The organism is Rothia sp. 11254D007BW (assembly GCF_053548195.1).
Genome location: NZ_JBPWPK010000001.1, coordinates 1,081,389 through 1,103,091 on the forward strand (window position 1 = coordinate 1,081,389; position 21,703 = coordinate 1,103,091).

Annotated in this window: 19 protein-coding genes; 4 read left to right on the plus strand and 15 right to left on the minus strand. The window is 62.3% G+C overall.

What is annotated here, in order from left to right:
- Positions 1 to 84: 84 nt before the first annotated feature.
- The 9 genes from cmk to ACEE43_RS04845 all read right to left on the minus strand — a co-directional run bounded on the left by cmk (position 85) and on the right by ACEE43_RS04845 (position 9,339).
- Positions 85 to 756: a (d)CMP kinase gene (gene cmk / locus ACEE43_RS04805; protein WP_449108309.1), complete on the minus strand. Its 672-nt coding sequence runs from the start codon at positions 754 to 756 to the stop codon at positions 85 to 87.
- Between the two features lie 11 nt (positions 757 to 767).
- Positions 768 to 1,922: a prephenate dehydrogenase gene (locus ACEE43_RS04810; RefSeq protein WP_449108308.1), complete on the minus strand. Its 1,155-nt coding sequence runs from the start codon at positions 1,920 to 1,922 to the stop codon at positions 768 to 770.
- Positions 1,922 to 3,004 (minus strand): pseudouridine synthase, encoded by a 1,083-nt coding sequence (locus ACEE43_RS04815; RefSeq protein WP_237198339.1) that lies wholly within the window; start codon positions 3,002 to 3,004, stop codon positions 1,922 to 1,924. Before ACEE43_RS04815 ends, ACEE43_RS04810 begins: the two co-directional genes overlap by 1 nt.
- A 58-nt stretch (positions 3,005 to 3,062) precedes the next feature.
- On the minus strand, positions 3,063 to 3,866 hold the full coding sequence (gene scpB / locus ACEE43_RS04820; protein WP_449108307.1) for an SMC-Scp complex subunit ScpB: 804 nt from the start codon (positions 3,864 to 3,866) through the stop codon (positions 3,063 to 3,065).
- Positions 3,863 to 4,693, minus strand: coding sequence for a segregation and condensation protein A (locus ACEE43_RS04825; RefSeq protein ID WP_237198337.1), 831 nt, complete (start codon positions 4,691 to 4,693; stop codon positions 3,863 to 3,865). Before ACEE43_RS04825 ends, scpB begins: the two co-directional genes overlap by 4 nt.
- A gap of 151 nt (positions 4,694 to 4,844) precedes the next feature.
- The gene (locus tag ACEE43_RS04830) at positions 4,845 to 5,705 is read right to left on the minus strand and encodes a ParA family protein (RefSeq protein WP_237185541.1); all 861 of its coding nucleotides are present in this window, start codon (positions 5,703 to 5,705) and stop codon (positions 4,845 to 4,847) included.
- A 71-nt stretch (positions 5,706 to 5,776) separates the two neighbouring features.
- Positions 5,777 to 6,778, minus strand: coding sequence for an NADP-dependent oxidoreductase (locus ACEE43_RS04835; protein ID WP_449108306.1), 1,002 nt, complete (start codon positions 6,776 to 6,778; stop codon positions 5,777 to 5,779).
- A 34-nt stretch (positions 6,779 to 6,812) separates the two neighbouring features.
- Complete coding sequence (locus tag ACEE43_RS04840; protein ID WP_449108305.1) at positions 6,813 to 7,247, minus strand: Rrf2 family transcriptional regulator; 435 nt, start codon at positions 7,245 to 7,247, stop codon at positions 6,813 to 6,815.
- Positions 7,248 to 7,428: 181 nt separating this feature from the next.
- The gene (locus ACEE43_RS04845; RefSeq protein ID WP_449108304.1) at positions 7,429 to 9,339 is read right to left on the minus strand and encodes a propionyl-CoA synthetase; all 1,911 of its coding nucleotides are present in this window, start codon (positions 9,337 to 9,339) and stop codon (positions 7,429 to 7,431) included.
- Between the two features lie 250 nt (positions 9,340 to 9,589).
- Here ACEE43_RS04845 and ACEE43_RS04850 point away from each other — a divergent pair, with 250 nt between their 5' ends.
- Genes ACEE43_RS04850 through ACEE43_RS04865 form a run of 4 tightly spaced genes read left to right on the plus strand, consistent with a single transcriptional unit; the run spans position 9,590 to position 13,909 of the window.
- Positions 9,590 to 10,270 (plus strand): GntR family transcriptional regulator, encoded by a 681-nt coding sequence (locus ACEE43_RS04850; protein WP_185173207.1) that lies wholly within the window; start codon positions 9,590 to 9,592, stop codon positions 10,268 to 10,270.
- Positions 10,271 to 10,323: 53 nt separating this feature from the next.
- Complete coding sequence (locus tag ACEE43_RS04855; RefSeq protein ID WP_237212194.1) at positions 10,324 to 11,841, plus strand: MmgE/PrpD family protein; 1,518 nt, start codon at positions 10,324 to 10,326, stop codon at positions 11,839 to 11,841.
- Entirely contained in the window at positions 11,841 to 12,752 is a 912-nt protein-coding gene (gene prpB, locus ACEE43_RS04860; RefSeq protein WP_237207233.1) for a methylisocitrate lyase, read from the plus strand. Before ACEE43_RS04855 ends, prpB begins: the two co-directional genes overlap by 1 nt.
- A 20-nt stretch (positions 12,753 to 12,772) precedes the next feature.
- Positions 12,773 to 13,909 (plus strand): bifunctional 2-methylcitrate synthase/citrate synthase, encoded by a 1,137-nt coding sequence (locus ACEE43_RS04865; protein WP_449108303.1) that lies wholly within the window; start codon positions 12,773 to 12,775, stop codon positions 13,907 to 13,909.
- A gap of 96 nt (positions 13,910 to 14,005) precedes the next feature.
- Here ACEE43_RS04865 and ACEE43_RS04870 read toward each other — a convergent pair whose 3' ends face one another.
- The 6 genes from ACEE43_RS04870 to ACEE43_RS04895 all read right to left on the minus strand — a co-directional run bounded on the left by ACEE43_RS04870 (position 14,006) and on the right by ACEE43_RS04895 (position 21,695).
- Positions 14,006 to 15,439, minus strand: a complete 1,434-nt coding sequence (locus ACEE43_RS04870) for a dihydrolipoyl dehydrogenase family protein (protein WP_449108302.1) — start codon at positions 15,437 to 15,439, stop codon at positions 14,006 to 14,008.
- A 17-nt stretch (positions 15,440 to 15,456) separates the two neighbouring features.
- On the minus strand, positions 15,457 to 16,431 hold the full coding sequence (locus ACEE43_RS04875; RefSeq protein ID WP_449108301.1) for a site-specific tyrosine recombinase XerD: 975 nt from the start codon (positions 16,429 to 16,431) through the stop codon (positions 15,457 to 15,459).
- Between the two features lies 1 nt (position 16,432).
- Positions 16,433 to 17,176 (minus strand): NUDIX domain-containing protein, encoded by a 744-nt coding sequence (locus ACEE43_RS04880; protein WP_449108300.1) that lies wholly within the window; start codon positions 17,174 to 17,176, stop codon positions 16,433 to 16,435.
- Positions 17,177 to 17,190: 14 nt separating this feature from the next.
- Positions 17,191 to 18,873, minus strand: a complete 1,683-nt coding sequence (locus ACEE43_RS04885) for a CTP synthase (protein WP_449108299.1) — start codon at positions 18,871 to 18,873, stop codon at positions 17,191 to 17,193.
- A 96-nt stretch (positions 18,874 to 18,969) separates the two neighbouring features.
- Positions 18,970 to 20,676, minus strand: coding sequence for a DNA repair protein RecN (gene recN / locus ACEE43_RS04890; protein ID WP_449108298.1), 1,707 nt, complete (start codon positions 20,674 to 20,676; stop codon positions 18,970 to 18,972).
- Between the two features lie 23 nt (positions 20,677 to 20,699).
- Positions 20,700 to 21,695: an NAD kinase gene (locus ACEE43_RS04895; protein ID WP_346874254.1), complete on the minus strand. Its 996-nt coding sequence runs from the start codon at positions 21,693 to 21,695 to the stop codon at positions 20,700 to 20,702.
- Positions 21,696 to 21,703: the final 8 nt, after the last annotated feature.

A 21,703-nucleotide genomic window follows, 5' to 3' on the forward strand; every position in this document is an offset into this window, starting at 1 on the left:
CTGTGGTGGTTTCCGGCGGGTGCCGGTGCGTTGGTAGATAAGTTTAGTTGACGGTGGGGCGGACGCCTGCACGCCGCCCGGTCGTTAGCGCTTGAGTTGACCTTCGACGGCTTCGATAACCGCTGCGATGGTTTCTTCGAAGTTGAGTTCTGATGAGTCAACGAGGGCTACGCCTTCGGCGGCTTCGGTGAAGCTGGTGACCTTGGAGTCTTTGGCGTCGCGGGCTGAGACCTGGGCTGCGAGCTGCTCGGAGTTCTGGGTGCCACCCAGCTGCAGGCCGCGGCGGGCAAGGCGGACTTCTTCGCTGGCGGTGAGTAGGACGCGGGCGTCGGCGTCGGGGGCAACGACGGTGGTGATGTCGCGGCCTTCTGCCACCATGCCGGTGGTGGAGCGGGCGATGAAGTCGCGCTGCAGGTCGATTAGGATCTGACGGACGTCCATGTTCGAGGCAACAGCAGAAACCGCCTCAGAGATGCGGGGTTCGCGGATAGCCTCGCGCACGTCTACTCCCCCGACCTCGATGATCTCTTCGTCGGGGCTGGTGCCCTGCACGTAGGGGAAGCTGCGGGCTGCAGCAACCAGGGCTGCGGCGTCCTCGGTGTTGACCTGAGTGTCTAGGCAGTACCAGGTCAGGGCACGATACATGGCGCCGGTGTCCAGGTATTCGAGCCCGTAGTGGCGGGCCACGGCCTTAGAGACCGAGGACTTGCCGGAGCCAGAAGGGCCGTCAATGGCGATCACGAGCTTGTCAGACATAGTTTTCTTCCTTACTTGACGACCTTCCAGCCGCGGCTGGTGAGGTCTTCGATGAGTTTTTCGTGTTCATTGGGGTTGACCGAAATTTCGGCCATGCCGACCTGGGCACCGGGTGAGTGTTCCAGGCGCAGGTCTTCCAGGTTGACGCCCAGTTCACCGATTTCAACCAGTAGGCGGGCCAGGGTACCGGGGGTGTCATCCACCAGCACGGTCAGTTGGGCAAAGGCGGACGGTGAGCCGCCGTGCTTGCCGGGTATGCGGGCCACGCCCGAGTTACCCTCGCTCATCAGCTGGGCGATATCGAGCCTAGCCCCGGCAGCGGTGGGGGCTTCCAGGGTGCTGATGAGGCGCTCTAGGTCCTCACGCACCCCGTAAAGGGTCTGTACCACGGGCTCGGCATTGGCCGAAAGGATCTGCACCCACAGCCCGGGGTCTGAGGCTGCGATACGGGTAGTATCACGCAGGCCCTGCCCGGCCAGGCCGAGCGCGTAGAGGGGGGTATCCTGCAGACGAGAGGCCAGCAGAGAGCTCATTACCTGGGGCACGTGGGAAATCAGGGCGACGGTGCGGTCGTGCTCTTCCACATCCATATGGGTGATGGTTGAGCCCAGCTCGGTGGCTACTTGTTGGGCCACCTTAACCAGTTCGGGGCGCACCGTCTCGTGGTCACAGAGTACCCAGGGACGGGCTGAAAACAGCTCACCGCGGGCGGCAACAGGGCCAGATTTCTCGCGCCCAGCCATGGGGTGAGTACCCAGGTAGCGGCTCACATCGGCCCCAGAAGCTCGCACTGCGCTCAAGATTCCCGACTTGACCGAGGCAATATCGATGACAAAGGACGCCGGGTAGTCGGCGAGCGCGCGCACCACCAGGTCGGCGGTGACGTCCGGGGGTGCCGCCACGACAACCAGCTGAGGGGTAAGTTCCAGCTGGTCGGGGGCGTCCGCTCCTGTTTTCCCTTGCCACTCGGTGGCTAGGGCTCGCAGGGAGGTACCGGCACCGATGTCTTCGGCGACGGCTTCGGTGGTGGGTGAGATGTCAGAGATATAGACCGTGTAGCCGCGGTGGCTCAGGCCCAGCCCGATGGAGGCGCCCAGCAGACCCGCCCCGATAACCAGGACGGGGCCGTGCAGGTGGGAGTCAAAAGCGGGGGTTGCTCCGCTCATTACATACCTACCGAGGCCAGCAGCTTACCGATTTCGACCTTGGACAGGTTGCGTACGGTGCCCTGCTTCTGGGAGCCGATGTGGATGGGGCCCATCTCTACGCGCACGAGCTTCTCGACGGGGTAGCCGACATGCTCGAACATGCGGCGGATGATGCGGTTCTTACCGGAGTGGATGGTGACCTCAACGAGCACGTGGCCGGGGGTGGAGTCCACCAGCTTGAACTCGTCGACGCGGGTGACGCCGTCCTCCAGGCGTAGTCCCTTCTTCATGGCTGCGCCGATGCCGGGTTCCATGGGGCCGGGTACCTGCACCAGGTAGGTCTTGGGTACCTCGTAGGAGGGGTGGGTCAGGCGGTTGGCTAGTTCGCCGTCGTTGGTCAGCAGGAGCAGACCTTCGGTTTCAACATCCAATCGGCCCACGTGGAAGACACGTTCGGTCATGGAGGAGCGCAGGAAGTTGGAGATGTTGGGGCGGCCATCGGGGTCGTCCATGGCTGAGACGACGCCGGCGGGCTTGTTGAGCACCATGTAGACCAGCTTGTCGTTGGTCTGAATAGTCATGCCGTCGACCTGGATAGTGACCTGGTCGGGGTTAACGCGTACGCCGAGTTCAGTTACAAGGACGTCGTTGACGGTCACGCGGCCCTCTTCGATCATTTCTTCGCAGACGCGGCGGGAGGCTACACCGGCTGAGGCCATGATTTTCTGTAGGCGGACGCCCTCGTGGTCGTAGAAGGGGTAGTGGTCGACGGGTGCGTTCTTGGGGCGGCGCGGACGGTGGGGGCCAAAGTTCTTGGAGCCGCGGTTAGCGGGGCGGAACTCGCCCATTTCCTTAGCGAAGGGCTGGCCTGAGCGGAACTTGGGGCCCTTGCCGGTACCAGCCTTGCGGGGGCCACCGGGGGTGCCGGGCTTAGCGCCCTTGTTACCGGCGAAACCTGAGCGGCCTGAGCCGCCCTTACCGGCTCCGCCCTTGCCAGCGCCGGCGAAACCCTTGCCGCCGCGTCCGGCTCCTGCTTTGCCTGCACCGGGGCGGCCGCCGCGGTTTGAGTTACCTCGTGATGAGTTGTTTCCGTATGCCATTTCTTTTTCTCTTTCCTCTGTGTCGTAGTTTCTGGTGATGCCGCAGCTAGCTCGTGCGCTAGCTGGGGTCATCCAAGTCTAGGGTGGTGCTGCTACCCACCTCGTGGGGGTCGGGCAGGTAGGGGGCTAGGGCCGGTAGCTCGTCGAGCGAGTTCAGGCCGAGCTTTTCCAGCAGGGTGTCGGTAGTGATGTACTGGGTTGCCCCGGTTTCATCGGGAACGGTCTCGGTGATGAGGCCGCGCTGGAGCAGGTTGCGCACCGCCGCGTCGGAGGAAACTCCGCGTACCTGGGCGATGTAAGACCGGGTTACCGGTTGCTGGTAGGCAATGACGGCCAGGGTTTCCAGGGCTGCCTTGGTGAGTTTGACGGTCTGTGCTCCCACCACGAAGCGACCCACCCAGGGGGAGAAGTCGGCCCGGGCGTAGAGCCGCCAGCCACCGGCAACCTGCCGCAGTTCAAAACCGCGCGGTTCGTGGGTTCCGGTAGCGTCGTCGTAGCCCTCGTAGTCCCGGTGGAGCTCGTCCAGGGCTGTTTCAATAGCCCGCTCTGAAACGATCAGGGCGGCGGCAAACTCGCGCACGCTCACCGGCACATCGGCAACCGCCAGAATCGCCTCGATAGCGGCTTTCACGCCGCCGGGCTGGAGCTCAACTCGGTTGAGTTCGTGGGCGGACGCCGCCACCGGCTGGGTGGCTTTCGTAGGCTTGGTAGCGGGTTGGGGTGCTACCGGGGAGGTTTCTTCTGGTGCTGGCTCGGGCTGCGGTGCTGGTTCAGACTTGGGCTCCTGCTCCGGTTCAGCCTCCCAGCTGCCAGAGAGCAGAATCTTAAGGTCATCGTCAGTGTAGTCGGGGTTCCCGCTCATTCTGTCTCTCCTTCCCGGTGGGCGGTTGCTGGGCTTTCAAGGCGCAGGGTGATAGGGCCCAGGGCCTGGCCCTGTTCTACGGCGAGCCTGCCCTCTTTATAGAGTTCTAGCACCGCAAGAAAGCGGACGGCCACGACTTCGCGGCTGGCGGCGTCCGCGCAGGCCTCGGCGAAGCTCAACTGCCCACCGCTCTCGCCCAGCTTGACCAGCAGTATCGCTTCTTCGGCGGCGATGGTGGTGGCCGGGGTGTAGATGTGGCCGGTGTCGATGTGTTCGGGTTCCGGCTCGATGTCGGGGTCTTCGTGCAGGCGCAGGACGCGAGCGGCAATCTCTGCAAAAGCCTGCGGGGTCAGGTCGAAGACCAGCTCGGGTAGTACCTTGGTGAAGGCCGGTTCGAGGGCGACGGTGCGGGAAAAACGCTGGTTTTCTGCGGTGAATCGCTCTTCGAGCACGCTTGCAACCTCGCGGTAGGCCCGGTACTGAAGCAGGCGGGCAAAGAGCAGGTCGCGGGCTTCAAGCAGGTCGGGGTTAGCGGCTAGAGCTTTGTCGCTGCGCGGGAGCAGTCGCGCTGTTTTGAGTTCGAGCAGGGTGGAAGCGGTGACGAGGAAGTCGCTTGCGGTGTTGAGGGCGGCGTCGCTGCCGTTTTCAAGCAGGGGGCGGATGTAGGTGAGAAATTCGTCGGTGACTTCGGCCAGGGCGATATCGGTGATATCGAGTTTACGGCGGGAAATCAGGGTGAGCAGCAGGTCGAAGGGTCCTTCGAAGTTGCTTAGGGTGAGCGTAAAGGGCGCAGGGGCGCTCTGGGTAAGTGTGTTCGGTACCGTCACGGCAGCGAGTCTCCTGTGGGTCTTTGAGCCAGGATTCGGCGGCTTCTCATGAGCCGTTCTTTTTCTGTGTTTTAACCATTGTGCCCGCCTGCCCCGAGGTTCTTCAAGGGCAGACGGGCAAAAGTAGCCTAGAGCATAGGGGCAGGTGCGTTTAGGGGGCGCCGCCGCGGGAGATCAGCTCGCGGGCTAGCTGGCGGTAGGCCTCGGCACCGGGGTGGTTCGAGGCGTACGACAGGATAGGTTCTGCCGATACGGAGGCATCGGGGAACTTAACGGTGCGCTTAATGACGGTGTCGAAGACCTTGTCTCCAAAGGCGTCAACGATACGGGCCAGTACCTCTTTTGAGTGCAGGGTGCGGGAGTCGAACATGGTGGCGAGCACGCCGTCGATTTCGAGCTTGGGGTTCAGGCGGTCCTGCACCTTTTCGATGGAGTCCACCAGCAGGGCTACCGCGCGCAGGGCGAAGAACTCGCAGATGAGCGGGATGATGACGCCGTGGCTGGCGGTCAGGGCGTTGACGGTGAGTAGGCCCAGGGAGGGCTGGCAGTCAATCAGGATAACGTCGTAGTCGTTTTCGACCTTGCGCAGGGCGCTGGCGAGAACCTGCTCGCGGGCGACCTCGTTGACCAGCTGCACTTCGGCTGCGGAGAGGTCGATGTTGGCGGGGAGCAGGTCGATGTTCTCGAATTCGGTGCTCTGGATAACCTCGCGGATATCGACCTTGCGGTCCATCATGACGTTGTAGACGGTGAGGTCGAGTTCGTGGGGGTTGGCGCCGAAACCGGCGGACAGCGCGCCCTGGGGGTCGAAATCGACGAGTAGGACGCGGCGTCCGGCTTCTGCGAGCGCGGCACCGAGGTTGATGGTGGAGGTGGTTTTTCCGACGCCGCCCTTTTGGTTGACCATGGAGATGATGCGGGCGGGCCCGTGGGTGGAGAGGGGGGCGGGGTCGGGGTAGATGCGCAGGGGGCGGCCGGTGGGGCCGAGCTGCTCAGCGCCGGTTTCAGTCACTGTGTTTCACCTTTGGTTGGGTTCAAGACTTTTACCTACCAGTTTAGCTGGTGGGTGCAAGTCATCACCTTCTAGTTCATTTCAACGACGATTTTGCCGGGGCCGCCCTTACCTGCGGCGAGCAGGTCGAGAGCTTCTTCCAGGCGGTCAAAGGGCAGGGTCTGGGCGACCAGGGGCTTAATAGCGCCGGATTCGATAGCGGGCGTATAGCTCTTGAGCTGGTCTGCCTCGGCCCGCATGAAGAGGAACTTGTAGGTCACGCCGAGCTTCTTGGCAGCAGCCCGCTCTTTTCGGCTGAGGAACCACATGACCGGGGTCAGGGCCTTCTTGCCGAGCTGGGCGGCGAAGTCGGTATCGGGCGCCCCGACCACGGTCACCAGGGTGCCGCCGGATGCCAGCACCTTCATGGAGCGAGTGGTTTCCCCCTTGCCCAGGGTGTCGAGCACGATGTCGTAGCCCGAGATGTGCTCCTCGTAGTTCTGGGTGCGGTAGTCGATGACCACATCGGCGCCCAGGGTCTTAGCCAGCTCTACGTTCTTGGTGCTGACGGTGGTGGCGACGGTTGCGCCCAGGTGCTTGGCAACCTGGATAGCGATAGAGCCCAGCCCGCCGGTACCGCCCTGGATGAAGACCTTATCGCCGGGCTTGATGGGAGCCTTTTCGGTGAAGGCCTGGATAGCGGTCAGCAGGACGAGGGGCAGGCCAGCGGCTTCAGCGTAGGTCAGGTTGGCAGGCATGGGCGCAACCTGGGCAGCGTCTATAGCGACCTGCTCGGCGAAGCCACCAATAGCGTCGATGGGCAGGCGGGTAAAGACCTTATCCCCCACCGCGTAGTCGGTGACGCCGCTACCGACGGCGAGGACGTCCCCGGCGACTTCCTGCCCCAGGATGAGGGGGAGCTTGTAGGGCAGGAGCTGCTTGAAATCACCGCGGGAGATCATGGCATCAAGCGGGTTGAGGCCTGCGGCGCGGACGCAAACAACCACCTGGCCGGGCCCGGCGACGGGGGCGGGGACGTCCGCCCACTGGGTGGCACCGCCGTTGGCGTAGGAGGTGAGGGTAAATGCTTTCATGGATTTCTCTTTCGGGTGGGTGATGATGGTGATGTTAAATTTGAGCGTCGGGGTGGGCTGCTAGGTAGCTGGCCCTGATATCTTCGATGACCGCATCCAGGGTGATTCCTGCTAACTGGTCGGTCATGGCCTGTTCGGCGCGGGCGGCGATGGGGTCGAGCACCGAATTAATGTGGCCCCCTACCGGGCATTCCGGGTTGGCGTTTTGGTGGGTATCAATGTGGATGTTGGGGTTAACGGCCCGGTAGATATCGAGCAGGGTCATCTCGGTTTTCGGCTTTTCTAGCTGGTAGTCGAAGCTGCCAGGGACGCGGTCGAGCAGGTCTGCTTTCTTAAGCAGGGAAATGATTTTGCGGATGTAGCTGGCGTTAGTTCCTACGCTGGCCGCGATGGTTTCGGAGGTGAGTTTGTCGTCAGACTCTGAGAGCATGACCAGGGTGTGTACGGCGACCGAGAACTTGGTATCCATATCCCTCTCCCAATTTTGTATTTGTGCTTGATACAAATACAAGATTAGTTGATGGAACACCCATACCAAACCCACCAGTATATGACGTTCCCCACTCGCCGAACGCAAAAGGACGCCGCACCCCACTCCCCTGCCTCTAGGCAGGAAAGCGGAGGGCGGCGTCCGCACCGAAAATGTGCCGCTAGCTACGCAGCACCTTAGCAATATCGTCCAGCACGCTCATATCTTCGATGGTGGAGGGCACGGTGTACTGCTCGCCGTCGGCAATCTGGCGCATGGTCTTGCGCAGGATCTTGCCGGAGCGGGTCTTGGGCAGGCCGTCCACAATCTTGACGTCCTTGAAGTCGGCTACCGCACCGATGTCATTGCGCACGCTGGCGATGAGTTCGGCAGCCAGCTGCTCTTCGGTGATGTCGGCACCGGCTTTGAGCACCACGTAGCCGGCGGGCCGCTGACCTTTGAGCTGGTCAGCCACACCGATCACAGCACATTCAGCAACAGCCGGGTGGCCTGCGAGCACCTGCTCCATAGCACCAGTTGAGAGGCGGTGACCCGATACGTTGATGACGTCGTCCGTGCGCCCCATGACGAAGACATAGCCGTCCTCGTCGATGTAGCCGGAGTCGCCGGTGGTGTAGTAGCCGGGGAAGGCGTCGAGGTAGGAGGAAATGTAGCGGTCGTCGTTGCCCCAGAGGGTGGGCAGGGTACCCGGGGGCATGGGCAGCTTGATAGCCAGGTTACCCTCTTCGCCGGGGCCGACGGGCTCACCGAAGGGGTCGAGCACCTGCAAGTTGTAACCGGGTGAGGGCACAGAGGGGGAACCGGGCTTCAGCGGCAGGGCTTCTAGACCGCGGGGGTTAGCGGCAATGGCCCAACCGGTCTCAGTCTGCCACCAGTTATCAATGACGGGCACGCCCAGCTTTTCAGTGGCCCAGTGGTAGGTTTCGGGATCCAGACGCTCACCGGCCACAAAGAGTAGTTGTAGCGAGGAAATATCGTAGTTACCCAGCAGTTCTGCCTCAGGGTCAGCCTTACGGATAGCTCGCAGGGCGGTGGGAGCGGTAAAGAGGGACTTGGCACCAGATTCTTGGACGACGCGCCAGAAGGCACCGGCGTCCGGGGTCCCCACGGGCTTGCCCTCATAGAGCACGGTGGTTGCCCCGGCCAGCAGAGGGCCGTAGACAATGTAGGAGTGGCCCACAACCCAGCCCACATCCGAGGCACACCACATCACTTCACCGGGGCCCACGTTGTAAATATTTTTCATGGTCCAGGTCAGAGCCACGGCGTGCCCACCGTTATCGCGCACTACACCCTTGGGAGAGCCGGTCGTGCCGGAGGTGTACAGAATGTAGAGAGGGTCGGTGGCCTTCACCTCGACAGGCGCGTATGGCTGGGCTACCTCAACGGCCTGCCCCCAATCGAGCCAGGTCACGCCGGTGGAGTTCTCTTCAGCTCGGCGCACCGCATCAGATACTGAATTCTCAAAGCCCTCACGTTCGAAGACCAGCACGGTCGCAGGCTTGGTCTGTGATAGCTCAATAGCCTTTTCGACGGCGGGAATGTACTCGATGCGGCGCTTGGGTTCCACACCGCCAGAAGCGGTCAGAACGACGGTGGGCGAGCAGTCGTTGATACGGCTAGCTAGTTCGTTGGGGGCAAAGCCGCCGAAGACCACCGAGTGCACGGCGCCCAGGCGGGCAACCGCCAGCATGGCCATGGCAGCCTGGGGAATCATGGGCATATAAATGAGCACGCGGTCGCCTTTTTCGACCCCGGCGGACGCGAGCGCCCCAGCAATTTTCTCTACCTCGCCTTTGAGTTCTGAGTAGGTGATGTTCTGGCGGGTGCCGAGCATGGCTGAGTCGTAGGTGATGGCGGTGCGATCGCCGTGGCCGGCTTCTACGTGGCGGTCAACGGCGTTGTAGCAGGTGTTGAGGGTGCCGTCGGGGAACCAGCGGTACAGTGGGGCAGCATCGCTATCGAGGGCGCGGGTTGGTTCGATTGACCAGCTAATGGCCTGTGCCTGCTCTAGCCAGAATTCTTCCTGGTTTTCGATGCTGCGGGTGTAGGTGTCAGCGTATGTTGCCATGTGGGGTGCTCCTTTACGGACGCCGGTGGTGGGTTGTCATGAGGGAGTGACTCCAACCTAGTGCGAGGGGTCACATTTGGCAAGGTTTTGTATACAAAAATTTGTGAAACTGGTAAAAATGACACATTATTTCATGCACAGTCCGAAAAATTTTCCCCTTTTGTATACAAAACTCGGGTCGGTGTTTTAGAGTGGTCACAACCGCCAATTTCAGTGCAACACATCACAAAACTGTGAAAGGAGAGAGCGAATGAGAGCTGGTGAACTGGCCTATCAGAGCCTGCGCAGCGACATCATGGAGGGAATGCTCGCTCCCGGTTCTGTGATTGCAGAGGTAGAACAGTCAGAGCGCCTGGGGGTCTCTCGCACCCCCGTCCGCGAAGCTATATCCCGCCTTCTCGCCGAGGGTCTTGCCGAACCGGCACCGGGCCGCGGCGTTATCGTTGCACCGATTTCTCTAGCGAATGTGTACGCCCTCTTTGAGCTACGCACCTCGCTCGACAGCACTGCGGCAGCACTTGCAGCACGGCGGGGTGATTCCAAGGTCTTCAAAGAGCTGGCACAGGCCTTTGAAGAGGCATCGTTCGCCCTGCACCGCGGAGAAGCCTCACTGGCGGAGTACTACTCCCTAGTGGATGAGCTCGATACCGCGATCGACGCGGCAGCCAACAACCGCTACCTGCACCAAGCACAGACGTCCTTGCGCACCCAGCTCACCCGCATCCGCAAGCTTTCTAAAGCCAACCCCATCCGGCTAGAGCAGGCGGCTGAAGAGCATGCCCAGATTGCCCGCTGCATCGCCTCCGGCGACCCGCAGCTTGCTGAAGCCGCTACCCGCCTGCACCTGGCCAACGCGCTCTACGCCATCGAAGAGGCCGCAGCCTCTCAGAGCCAACACAGTCTTTTCAACCATCCAGAACCAACAGCCTAAGAATCCCCTCACCGGCGCCGCTGCCGGTAGGAACAACCTGAAAGGAAACATCAGTGACCAAGCTGCACTCCGTTCGAGTTTATAAGTCCGAAGAAAACCTGCCCCGCGAAGACCAGCTCGCCTACAAGCTCGCCCAGGTAGCCACCGACCCCGTTGAGGTGCTCCCCGAGGTCGAAGAGATGGTCATCAACCGCATTATCGACAACGCCTCTGTCGCTATCGCTTCTCTCAACCGCGGCCCCATCATCTCCGCCCGCGACCAGGCTCTTACCCACGCCCACTCCCCCAATGGAAAGGGCGCAGCCATCTTCGGCGTCCCCGCCAGCACCAAGGTCTCCCCCGAATGGGCAGCCTGGGCCAACGGCGTGGCAGTGCGTGAACTCGACTACCACGACACCTTCCTGGCTGCCGAATACTCCCACCCCGGCGATAACATTCCCCCGATTCTGGCAGTAGCCCAGCACGTGGGCTCCACCGGCCGCGACCTGATTCGCGGTATCGCTACCGGCTACGAGGTCCAGGTCGACCTGGTCAAGGCCATCTGCCTGCACAAGCATAAGATTGACCACGTCGCCCACATCGGCCCGTCCGCTTCTGCCGGTATTGGCACCCTGCTGGGCCTGGACACCGAAACCATCTTCCAGGCCATCGGTCAGGGCCTGCACACCACCACCGCAACCCGCCAGTCCCGCAAGGGCGAAATCTCCACCTGGAAGGCCCACGCCCCCGCCTTTGCAGGCAAGATGGCAGTTGAAGCGGTTGACCGAGCTATGCGCGGCCAGACCTCCCCCGTGCCGATCTACGAGGGTGAGGACGGCGTCATCGCCTGGATGCTGGACGGCCCCGACGCCCACTACGAAGTGCCCCTGCCCGAAATTGGCGAGCCCAAGCGAGCGATCCTCGACACCTACACCAAGGAACACTCCGCTGAGTACCAGGCCCAGGCATGGATTGACCTGGCCCGCAAGCTGCACCGCGAACACCCCGAATTCGCCAACCCCGAGAACATCGAGTCGATTGTTCTGCACACCTCCCACCACACCCACTACGTCATCGGCTCTGGCGCCAACGACCCCCAGAAGTACGACCCCACCGCCACCCGCGAGACCCTGGACCACTCCATCCCCTACATCTTCACCGTTATGCTGCAGGACGGCGAGTGGGACCACGTCGGCTCCTACGCCCCCGAGCGTGCCCAGCGCGAAGACACCGTAGCCCTCTGGCACAAAGTCACCACCGCTGAGGATGCCGAGTGGACCCGCCGCTACCACTCCAACGACCCCGCAGAAAAGGCCTTCGGTGGCCGCGTTGAAATCAAGCTGGCTAACGGCGAGACCTTCAGCGAAGAAATCGCTGTGGCGGACGCCCACCCGCTCGGTGCCCGTCCTTTCGCCCGCGAGGACTACATCGGCAAGTTCCGCAAGCTGGCCGAGGGCAAGGTCTCTGAAGAAGAGCAGAACCGCTTCATCGAGGCAGCCGAGAACCTGGCTAACCTGGGTGCAGGTGAGCTGGACGCCCTCAACATCACCGCCTCCATCGACCTTGAAACCGGCAAGAAGGGTATCTTCTAATGCTGTACGCTTCAAAAACCGCAACCGAAAAGCGCAAGGACCTGCGCGAGATGCTGGCTAGCGACCAGATTCGCCAGTTCCCCGGCACCTACACCCCCATCTCAGCCCGCCTAATCGAGGAAAAAGGCTTTGACGGTATCTACATCTCGGGCGCAGTGCTGGCCAACGAGCTGGGATTTCCGGACGTCGGCCTCACCACCCTCTCCGAGGTAGCCCAGCGCGCAGGGCAGATTGCCCGCATCACCAATCTGCCCGCCATTGTGGATGCCGACACCGGCTTTGGTGAACCCATGAACGTGGCCCGCACCATCCAGGAATTCGAAGAATACGGCCTGGCAGGCTGCCACATCGAGGACCAGTTCAACCCCAAGCGCTGCGGCCACCTCGACAACAAGAACATGGTTGACCTTGAAACCGCGACCAAGCGAATCAAGGCGGCAGCCGAGGCCCGCCGGGACGAGAACTTCCTGATTATGGCCCGCACCGACCTGCGCGGTACCTCTTCCCTTGAGGAAACCATAAACCGTATCAAGGCTCTGGTCGATGCCGGCGCCGATGCGATTTTCCCCGAGGCCATGAAGAATCTCGACGAGTTCAAGGCTGTCTGCGACGCTGTAGACGTGCCGGTTCTTGCCAACATGACCGAGTTCGGTAAGAGCGAGCTTTACACCAAGGAACAGCTGGCTGAAGCGGGTATCTCAATGATTATCTACCCTGTCACCCTGCTGCGCTCCTCGCTGGGAGCCATGGAACGCGTCCTGGAAACCATCGAGCGTGACGGTACCCAGGAGGCCTACGTGGACCAGATGTTCACCCGCTCCCGCCTCTACGACCTGGTCGATTACGAGGCCTACAACCAGTTCGACACCGGCATCTTCAACTTCGAGGTTCCCGGTAAGTTCGAAGCCTAAACGCACAAGGAGAAACAGACATGAGCGACAACGAGGTCAAAAAAGGTCTGGCCGGTGTAGTTGCTGACTATACCGCCATCTCAAAGGTCAACGCAGAAACCAACTCCCTGCTCTACCGGGGCTACCCGGTACAGGAACTGGCGACTGTTCCTTTTGAGAAGGTAGCCCTGCTGCTCTGGAACGGGGAGCTACCCACCGACGAAGAGCTGGAAGAGTTCACCGCTTTCGAGAGAGCCCACCGTGAGCTACCGGCAGCGTTGAAGGCAGTGATCGACGCCCTGCCTACCGACTGCCACCCCATGGATGTCTGCCGCACAGCGACCTCCTTCCTGGGCGCAGCCGACCCCAAGAGCGAGGATCTCTCCCCCGAGACCGAACTGCTCAAGGCCAAGGAACTGTTCGCGGTCATGCCGGCTGTCGTCTGCTACGACCAGCGTCGCCGCCGGGGCCAGGACATCATTGCCCCGCGCGAAGACCTGGACTACTGCGATAACTTCCTCTACATGGCCTTCGGCGAAGTCCCGGCCCCCGAGGTCAAGACCGCCTTCAACGTCTCCATGGTCATGTACGCCGAGCACTCCTTCAACGCCTCTACCTTCACTGCCCGCGTCATTACCTCCTCCCTCTCAGACCTGCACTCAGCCGTCACCGGCGCCATCGGTGCCCTTAAGGGCCCCCTGCACGGTGGCGCCAACGAGGCCGTGCAGCACACCTTCGATGAAATCGGTGTGATTGAGGGTGAGTCCCAGGCGGACGCTAAGGCCCGTGCAAAGGCATGGATGGAGGCCGCCCTAGCAGAGAAGAAGAAGATTATGGGCTTCGGCCACCGGGTCTACAAGAACGGCGACTCCCGTGTGCCCACCATGCAGAAGTCCTTCTTCGACATGGTCGAATACTACGGCCGCCACGACATTATCGGTCTCTACCAGGGGCTGGCTGAAGCAATGGACGAGGCTAAGGGAATCAAGCCCAACCTGGATTACCCCGCTGGCCCCACCTACCACCTGATGGGCTTTGATACCCCCACTTTCACCCCCATCTTCGTGGCTTCCCGCATCACCGGCTGGACCGCCCACATCTTGGAGCAGCGCGCAGCGAATTCGCTGATCCGCCCGCTCTCTGCCTACAACGGTGTGGACGAGCGCCACCTGAGCTAAGTCTCCACCCTTAGCAGCGACTCGCTGAGTCGGCTGGCTGAGAAGCTTCTCGTTCCTCAGCCAGCCGACTTTGTGCTATTTACCTATCTGGCAGTACTAGCGCAGCTCCCTAGGGAGTTTTTCAAGCAGACGCAGCCAGATTTCTGAGGACGTTGGGTAGGCAGGTACCGCGTGCCGCAGCAGCTTAACGGGTAGCTGGGCGGTGACGGCAATCGTAGCTGCGTGCAGGAGCTCGGCAGCTTCCTCCCCCACAAAGACGGCACCCAGTAGGACGCCGGTGTCAGCATCAACGGTCAGTTCGGCAAAGCCCCGGTTGAGGTCAGACAGCAAGGAAGTACCGGCGGCCTCGTTCATGGCGGCCCGGCTGGTAATCACGCTATGGCCCTGTTGGGTGGCCTGAGGAGCGGTGAGTCCGACCTGGGCTACCTGGGGCTGGCTGAAGATTACCTGGGGTACTGGAGCTTCTTGTTCTGGGGCGTACTCTTCCTGCCCGGCGAGGGCGGTCCCTAGAACCCGTGCCCGGTATTTACCCTGGTGTGTGAGTAGTACCTGCCCGGCGGCGTCCCCAATCAGGTGGAGCCAGTCGGGCCCCTCACCGGCCAGGGCCGCCTCCGGGCTGAGACCAATAGTGTGGAGCCCTACCGCTTCTAAGGCAGGGGTGCGCCCGGTCGCTAGCAGCAGTTCATCACTGACCAGGGTCTGCCCGTCATCAAGGGTGAGCGTAACTTCCCCACCGTGCACCCTACCGAGCCCTGTGGCGCTGGGGGCCTCGCGGCGGGCGTCCGTAACCCGGGCACCGTAGCGGAGGGTGATGCCGGCATCGGTCAGGGCCGTAGCAATCATATCGCTGAGCCCCTCGACCTCTGCTCCTAGCCTGCCCAAGAGGTGCTGCCCGCGTACCAGCAGGGTCACTTCGCTGCCCAGGGCGGCCATCCAGGTGGCAGCTTCTACCGCAACTACACCGCCACCCACGATGGTAAGTCGCCGCGGTATCTCAACTACGCCGGTAGCGTCCCTGTTATCCCAGGCCTCTAACCCCGTATAGAGATGAGGCACCCGAGCCTGTGACCCCGTTGCCAGCACAACGGCCCGGCGGGCCTTGAGAACCCGGGTGGCTCCGTTAGCGGAGGTTACCGTGACGGTTTTATCACCGGTCAGTTCTCCGTGGCCGCGCACCACGGTGATACCGGCCGATTCAGCCCAGCGTACCTGCCCCTCATCCCGGTAGCGAGAGACCCAGGCATCACGCCGTTTCAGCAGGTCATCTGCGTTCACAGTGGTTCCGGTGAGGCCGGGCAGGTGCTGGGCAATCTGAGCTACCTGCAAGGGCCGCAGCAGGGCCTTAGACGGCATACAGGCGTAGTAGGAGCACTCCCCGCCCAGAAGTTCGTGCTCAATCAGGGCAACGTTCAGCCCGCCCTGGGTGGCGTAGTCGGCAAGGTTCTCTCCCACCGGGCCAGCGCCGATAACCAGTACATCAAAGGTAGCGGTATCTAAGCGGGCTTGGTCTGTCTGCGGGGTAGTATTCATCGTTGTCTCTCGTATATCTAGCGGGCGCGGGGGTGGCTAGCTGCAAAGACCTCGCGCAGGGTATCGGCGGTGACTTTGGTATAGACCTGGGTTGTTGTCACCGAAGCATGCCCCAGAAGTTCCTGCACCACGCGAATGTCGGCCCCGCCCTCAAGCAGGTGGGTTGCGAAGGAGTGGCGCAGGGTATGCGGAGAAATCTCAGCCCGAATTGTCGCCCGTTCAGCGTGGTTTTTAAGGATAAGGTAGGCCCCCTGCCGGGTGATACGCCCGCCTCTCGCGTTGAGAAAGAGGGCAGCGCTTCCCCTGCCGCGGGAGGCGAGCGCCGGGCGTCCGCGCACCAGGTAGTCGTCGATAGCCCGGGCAGCGTAGGAGCCAACAGGCACTACTCTCTCCTTGTTGCCTTTACCGAAGAGTCTTACGACGGCGGGCAACTGGGGGTTTTCTTCCGTGGGGTTCCGGTCGATGACCAGGTCATCGATATCAACCGTGATGGCTTCGCTGATGCGGGCACCCGTGGAGTAGAGGAATTCGAGCAGGGCCCTATCTCGTAGCCCCGCGGGGGTGGCGGGGTCGGGGCTTTCCAGCAGGCGGGTGATGTCGGCTAAGGGTAGAGCCTTGGGCAGGCAGGCGGCGGGGGTGGGCGGACGGACGGTCGCCGCGGGGTCTGTGGGTGTGGTGCCTTCGCGGTACCAGAAGGAGTGGGCGCCGCGCACGCCGCTGATGATGCGGGCGACCGATTTCGCTGCGAGGCCTGCTCCCCCGTCCTTACCCGGGGCAGAACAGTGGGCGGCGAAGTCTCGCACGTGTTTTTTGGTGATGGTACCCGGGGCGATGACGCCCTGGCCTGCCAGGTAGCTGCTGTAGCGGGTGAGGTCGCGATGGTAGGCTGCCTGGGTATTGGCAGCTAGGCCGCGTTCGATGGCCAGGTGGTTGAGGTAGGCCTCGATGGCCCTGTCGAGCGGGGTGGATGCAGTCGGGGCGCTGGGGGCCACCTTAGAGGCCTTCGGCGGGGCGGATTTCGCCGCGGTAGTTTGCCTCGCGCAGGGCGGGGTGGGCGGTGAAGGGGGCGGACGCCGGGTAGAGGGTTTCGAAGTTACGGCGGGCAGCTGCGTCGGCGGCGAGGATCGCGTTGGTGGAGGCTGCGTTGTGGATTCGCCCTGCCAACACGGCGCGCACTGCCTCGTCGAGGGGCACCCAGCGCTGCACGATTTCTGATTCTTCGTGAACCCGCTCTTCGCGCTCTTCGGCAGGAATCTCGCTGAGATCGCGGGCCAGGTAGATTCGGCAGGTTTCTCCCATACCACCGGGTGAGTTATAGAACTCCATGAGGGTATCCCACCGAGCGGCTTGGAGGTCGGTTTCTTCTGCCAGTTCGCGGGCAGCTGCATGGACGGGGTCTTCCCCGTCTATGTCGAGTAGGCCCGCTGGGATTTCCCAGAGGTTGGCGCGCACGGGGTGGCGGTACTGGTTGATGAGCAGTACCTCGTTCTTGTCGTTGAGAGCCAGGACGGCAACCGCCCCGGGATGCAACAGAAAATCTCGTTCGAAAGGCTCGGCGCTTTCATCCAGTGCTATCCCCTCGCGGATAACGTCCCAGACGTAGCCCTCAAATTTGGTGGTGCGGCTGGTGATATAGCGGGGGTTAGCGATATCGGCGATGGTTTCCTGGGCTGCGGCGAGTGCCGGGGCATCGAGGCGGGGGGCGTCCCCCACCTCATACGAGAGATTCTGTTGCATACCTTAGAACAGTACTAGCCGTTCTTGCGGGCCTCAAGCGCCGCCCTAATCAGTCCGGCGAAGAGGGGGTGGGGGCGGGTGGGACGGGAGCGGTATTCGGGGTGAGCCTGGGTGGCGATGTAGTAGGGGTGCTCGCTCACGGGAAGCTCTACGAACTCCACCAGGGAGGAATCAGGAGAGGTGCCGGAGATTACCAGCCCGGCTTCTTCCAGCTGCTGGCGGTAGTCGTTGTTGACCTCGTAGCGGTGGCGGTGGCGCTCCGCTACCTCGGTTGCCCCGTAGACGCTTTCAGCCAGGGAACCGGCAGCCAGGGTCGCCGGGTAGAGGCCCAGGCGCATGGTACCACCCAGGTCACCTGCGCCGTCCACGAAGGCCTTCTGCTCTTCGATGGTAGCGATCAGCGGTGAGGCGGTCTCGGGGTCGAACTCGGTGGATGAGGCGTCCTTGATACCGAGTACGTTGCGGGCGTATTCAAGCACCATGGACTGCAACCCTAAGCAGATACCCAGGGTAGGAATCTTGTGTTCACGGGCGTGGCGCAGGGCGCCAATCTTGCCGTCGAGGCCACGGATGCCGAAGCCGCCGGGCACGAGAATGGCGTCCATGCCGCGCAGCTGGTGGGCGGCGTCCTCGCGGCTCGCGCAGAGGTCGGCGGCAACCCACTTGATGTTGACCTTGGCGTCGTTAGCAAAGCCACCGGCGCGCAGGGCCTCGGTGACCGAGAGATAAGCGTCGGGTAGGTCGATGTACTTACCGACCAGGGCAACGTTGACCTCGGTTTTGGGGGTGTGGACGGCGCTCAGCAGCTTATCCCACTGGGTGAAGTCAACGGGCTCGGCGTCGATGCCCAGGTAGTCCAGGATGTAGGCGTCCAGGTTCTGGCTGTGCAGGGTCTTGGGGATGTCGTAGATGCTGGGGGCATCTGCGCAGGAGATGACGGCCTCGGGCTCAACGTCGCAGGCGTGGCCGATTTTGATCTTGTGGGATTCGGGCACTTCGCGCTCACAGCGCAGAATCAGGCCATCGGGAATGATACCCAGGCCGCGCAGGGCAGCAACGGAGTGCTGGGTGGGCTTGGTCTTCAGTTCGCCGGACGGCCCAATGAAAGGTACCAGAGACACGTGCAAGAAGAAGACGTTGCGGCGGCCCACATCGCGGCGGACCTGGCGGGCGGCTTCGAGGAAGGGCAGGGATTCGATATCGCCCACGGTGCCACCGATTTCGGTGATGATGATGTCGGGGGCGTTCTCGCCTTCAGCGGGAAGGCGCATGCGGCGCTTAATTTCGTCGGTGATGTGGGGAATAACCTGTACAGTATCGCCCAGGTATTCGCCGCGGCGTTCCTTAGCGATGACGTGGGAGTAGACCTGGCCGGTGGTGACGTTTGCTGCCTGGGAGAGGTTCTCGTCGAGGAAGCGTTCGTAGTGGCCGATGTCGAGGTCGGTTTCTGCCCCGTCGTCGGTGACGAATACTTCACCGTGCTGGAAGGGGTTCATGGTGCCGGGGTCGACGTTGAGATAGGGGTCGAGCTTCTGCATGGTCACGGAGAGACCGCGGGAGCGAAGAAGTCGGCCGAGAGATGAGGCTGAGAGGCCTTTGCCGAGAGATGATGCTACGCCGCCGGTGACGAAAATCTGGCGGGTGACTTTACCGTTGTTTGATGCGTTTGTATCTAACACGGAATTCCAGCCTATCACCGTTTCTGTTTCGCGCGTGTAAACGCTGCGGGGCAGGGCCCGGTGGGCGGACGCCTGCCCCGGCTTCTGCTGAGCAGGTAGGGCACCTGCCAGGGGCTAGATCTGACCGGCGTCGGCCAGGAGCTCTCGGGCGTGTTCCTGGGCTGCTGCCGACTGGTCGTGACCAGAGAGCATGCGGGCAAGCTCTACAACTCGTTCCTCGGGTGTGAGAACCTGCACACGAGAGAGGGAGCCATCATCGTTTTTGCGCACCAGGATGTGCTGGTCGGCAAAGGCTGCTACCTGGGGCAGGTGGGTGACCACCAGTACCTGCACGTTCTTAGCGAGCATGGCCAGGCGGCGTCCGATTTCGATGGCTGCTTTACCGCCGACGCCGGAGTCCACCTCGTCAAAGATGAAGGTGGGCACGGGGTCTACTTCTGAGAGCACCACTTCGAGGGCCAGCATCACGCGGGAAAGCTCACCACCCGAGGCACCCTTGCCCAGGGGGCGGGGGACGGCCTGGGCGTGGGGAGCCAGCATGAAGGTCACCGCGTCCTTACCGTAACGGTGGAACTTTTCGGTTTCTTCTACCTCAACCACCAGCGAGGCGTTCGGCATAGCCAGGGCTGAGAGTTCTTCGCTGACGGCAGCAGCCAGTTTGCGGGCTGCCTTGGTGCGCAGGTCGGTGAGCTCCGCAGCCTGCTCTCCCAGGGTCTCGCGCAGCTGACGCAGTTCGGCTTCCAGGGCCTCCTGGCGGGCCGGGTCGTCGGAGAGGGTTTCCAGGCGGGCTCGGGATTCTTCTGCCCAGGCCAGCACCTCTGCAATATCAGCCCCGTACTTGCGGGTCAGGCTCTTGAGCTGGGCCCGTCGGTGCTCGACCTCAGCGAGACGTTCCGGCCCCTCGGTATCTAGCCCCGAGGTATAGGCCGAGATTTCTTCGGCAATATCGGTCACATGGATCAGGGCCTCGTTCAGCCGTCCAGCGAGAGCTGCTAGGTCGGCGTCCGCATCTGCTTCTGCGGCCAGGGCGGTGCGGGCGGCATCGAGCAGCCCCAGCACGTTGGGCTCGTCCGAGTCCCCGTATTCGGTGCCCGACAGAGCGGTGGACGCCGTCGCCGCAGCTAGACGCAGGGACTCAACGTTGGCCAGTTTTTGGCTTTCTGCCCGCAGGGCCTCATCTTCGCCCTCGGCAGGCTGCACCGAATCAATTTCTGCTAAAGCCCCCTGCAGAGTCTGAGCTTCCAGCGCGCGAGCGCGGGTATTTTCGCGGACGTCGCGAAGTTCCCCGGCGGCCTGACGGTAGCGCTCGTAGTTGACGGTGTAGGCCGCTAAAAGCTTTTCAAGTTTTTTCCCGGCGTAGGAGTCCAAAGCGTGACGCTGTTCGGCAGCGTCCTTAAGGCGCAGCTGGTCGGACTGGCCGTGAACCGCAACCAGGGTATGGCCGATATCTGCCAGCGTGCCGATAGGGGCAGAGACACCACCCACGTGGGCGCGGGAGCGACCGGCGGCGCTGACGGTGCGGGCCAGAAGCAGCTCAGCAGAACCGCCGTCGAGTTCCTCAACCGAACCACCGGCGTCCTCGGCCAGGGCTAGGGCGCGGTGCCCCTGAGGCAGGCGGATAACGGCCTCAGCCAGGGCGTTCTTAGCGCCGTTGCGCACGCTAGAGGCATCGGAGCGAGCGCCCAACAGCATGCCCAGAGCCGTCACGACCATGGTTTTACCGGCACCCGTCTCACCGGTCAGCACCGAGAAGCCGGGTTCAAGAGGCAGGCGGGCATCGGTAATAACACCCAAATCGCGCAGGTGAATTTCTTCAATCACGTGGGAAAACTTTCTTGACGAGGTTAGTCGTTACGGATGACGGTCAGGGCGCTGGTCGCAGGCCCGGGGGTGTGGGGGCCGCGCCAGCCCGCAATGGGTAGCTCGAACTTTTTGACCAGACGCTCCGAGAAGGGGGCCGGGTGCATACGGGCCAGGCGGACGGGCTTGGACGAACGGGTCACCTCGACGCGGGCTCCGGGAGGCAGGTCTCGGGTACGGCGTCCGTCGCACCAGAGCACACCTTCTGCCCCGTTTGTGGAGATAAGTTCTACCGCCATCATGGAGGTCGGTGCGGTGACCAGGGGGCGGGCAAAGAGAGCATGGGCAGATAGGGGCACCATGAGCATAGCTTCGACGCTGGGCCAGACGACCGGGCCGCCACCGGAGAAGGCGTAGGCGGTTGAGCCGGTGGGGGTTGCCAGCACTACCCCATCGCAGCCAAAGGACGATAGGGGACGCCGGTCAACCTCAATGACCACCTCGATCATTTTTTCTCGATTGCCCTTTTCCACGCTAGCTTCGTTCAGCGCCCAGGTTTCGAGAATTTTCTGGCTGCCGTCCCAGACCTTGACGTCAATAGCCATACGTTCTTCGACCGTGTAGTCCCCTGAGACTACTCGCTCTACTGTTTCGGTCAGGTCGAATTCCTCGGCTTCTGCCAGGAATCCTACGTGCCCCAGGTTCACACCGATCAGAGGAATCTGGGTGTGACGAATCATCTCGGCGGCTCGCAGAATTGACCCGTCACCGCCGAGCACCATGCCCAGTTCAATGTCTTTGAGAGCCACAGACTCGTGAGCCACTGCCACAGGAACAGGGTTTTCCCATTTTTCAGTCAGGGCTTCAAGGTCGGCGCGATTCATCACGGGCACTAGGCCGGCACGGTGGAGCTGGGTACAGGTAGCTCGCGCCGCATTCCTGGCCTCCAGGCGCCCGGTATGGGCAAAGACAAGAATGTTGCGTTCTCCTGGCTCCTTGGCCTGGTGGAGGTGCTGTGCGGTGTCAGGTCTTGCGTTCACACTTTTAG

Excerpts from the sequence above, each read along its gene's own strand:
- cmk (WP_449108309.1), bottom strand. The coding sequence starts at position 756 with ATGTCTGACAAGCTCGTGATCGCCATTGACGGCCCTTCTGGCTCCGGC.
- ACEE43_RS04815 (WP_237198339.1), bottom strand. The coding sequence starts at position 3,004 with ATGGCATACGGAAACAACTCATCACGAGGTAACTCAAACCGCGGCGGC.
- scpB (WP_449108307.1), bottom strand. The coding sequence starts at position 3,866 with ATGAGCGGGAACCCCGACTACACTGACGATGACCTTAAGATTCTGCTC.
- ACEE43_RS04865 (WP_449108303.1), top strand. The coding sequence starts at position 12,773 with ATGAGCGACAACGAGGTCAAAAAAGGTCTGGCCGGTGTAGTTGCTGAC.
- ACEE43_RS04880 (WP_449108300.1), bottom strand. The coding sequence starts at position 17,176 with ATGCAACAGAATCTCTCGTATGAGGTGGGGGACGCCCCCCGCCTCGAT.
- ACEE43_RS04850 (WP_185173207.1), top strand. The coding sequence starts at position 9,590 with ATGAGAGCTGGTGAACTGGCCTATCAGAGCCTGCGCAGCGACATCATG.
- ACEE43_RS04870 (WP_449108302.1), bottom strand. The coding sequence starts at position 15,439 with ATGAATACTACCCCGCAGACAGACCAAGCCCGCTTAGATACCGCTACC.
- prpB (WP_237207233.1), top strand. The coding sequence starts at position 11,841 with ATGCTGTACGCTTCAAAAACCGCAACCGAAAAGCGCAAGGACCTGCGC.
- ACEE43_RS04835 (WP_449108306.1), bottom strand. The coding sequence starts at position 6,778 with ATGAAAGCATTTACCCTCACCTCCTACGCCAACGGCGGTGCCACCCAG.
- ACEE43_RS04845 (WP_449108304.1), bottom strand. The coding sequence starts at position 9,339 with ATGGCAACATACGCTGACACCTACACCCGCAGCATCGAAAACCAGGAA.
- ACEE43_RS04810 (WP_449108308.1), bottom strand. The coding sequence starts at position 1,922 with ATGAGCGGAGCAACCCCCGCTTTTGACTCCCACCTGCACGGCCCCGTC.
- ACEE43_RS04840 (WP_449108305.1), bottom strand. The coding sequence starts at position 7,247 with ATGGATACCAAGTTCTCGGTCGCCGTACACACCCTGGTCATGCTCTCA.